The sequence below is a fragment of the Prevotella multiformis DSM 16608 genome (genome assembly GCF_000191065.1).
GTDB lineage: Bacteria > Bacteroidota > Bacteroidia > Bacteroidales > Bacteroidaceae > Prevotella > Prevotella multiformis.
On sequence record NZ_GL872290.1, the window covers coordinates 1 to 1,193 of the forward strand.

The following is a 1,193-nucleotide window of genomic DNA, read 5'->3' on the forward strand; positions in this document are numbered from 1 at the left end:
GTGGAAGCAGTTATACTTCACATAGGCTTCCATATTATGTACGTCCATGAACAGATAGTTCTCCTCGGAGCCATATCCCGAATCGGCTACGACTGTCTTGGTATAACGATGATAGCGTGACTTGAAGGACTCCAGGAAAGAGGGAAGTGTGAGAGTATCAGTACGGTTGGCATAGAGTGCAAAGTCGGTGATGAACTGGTTCTCCGTTGCTATCTGCAGATTATATCCAGGCTTAGTCTGTCCGTTCCGCATAGCGTCCTCCTTCATGTGCATAAACGTGGCATCAGGGTCGGTCTTGCTGTAGGAGTTTCTCTCTCCCATAATCTCAAGGTGCTGGTCATACTCCTGGAGTTTATTACGTTTCTTCTCAAGTTCTTTAAGCTGTTTTTTCTTGGTTCTAACAGCCTGCTTCTCTTCTTTTGTCTTAGGCTCAGGGGCTGATTCCAAAGACTTGTTCAATTCCTCGGATATCTCATCGAGCAGAGCTGCAGTAAACTCGACACCTTCTGTTTTAGCGGCATTGTCCTGCGCTATGACATCATCAACCTGAAGCAAGAGTGTGCGTATTTGTTCCTGCAACCTGGCGCGGTTCTTTTCCACGGTTCTCTTCCAAACGAAGGTATACTTGTTGGCTTTCGATTCTATTTTTGTGCCGTCAATATATTCAACGTCAAGACTTATCAAACCTTTGGCTGCAAGTACTAATACCACTTGTGTGAAGATATTGTTGATTTCCTTTTTCACACGATTACGAAAACGATTGATGGTAATAAAATCAGGCTGCTCATATCCTGCCAGATAGATGAAATGAATGTCACGCTTGAGAAGCGACTCTATACGACGGCAGGAATAGATGTTGTTCATATAGGCGTAAAGAATCACCTTGAACATCATTTGCGGATGATACGGCTTGCGACCACTGGGCTTATAAAGCTTGTAGACATTATCCAACATAAGATTATCCACCAAGGCGTCTAAAAGACGAACAGGGTCATCTTCTGCGATATCCCTATCGATTCTTTGAGGAAAAAGAATCATTTTCTTGTGTATGTAAGAACGAAAGTGTACCTTTGTCATAATGAGATTTTTTGTATGCCTAAAGGTACAAAAACTTTAGGAAATAGCAAAGCCCTGACTTGAGAAAGTCGGGGCTTTGTGCATAAAAAAGAGGATGTGTACATTTTGACACACCC

At 42.8% G+C, this 1,193-nt stretch carries 1 protein-coding gene; it reads right to left on the reverse strand.

Features of this window, described 5'->3' with window-relative positions; all coding sequences use genetic code 11:
* On the reverse strand, positions 1-1,077 hold a 1,077-nt coding region (locus HMPREF9141_RS12295; RefSeq protein ID WP_007369101.1), incomplete at its 3' end, for an IS1182 family transposase.
* Positions 1,078-1,193: the final 116 nt, after the last annotated feature.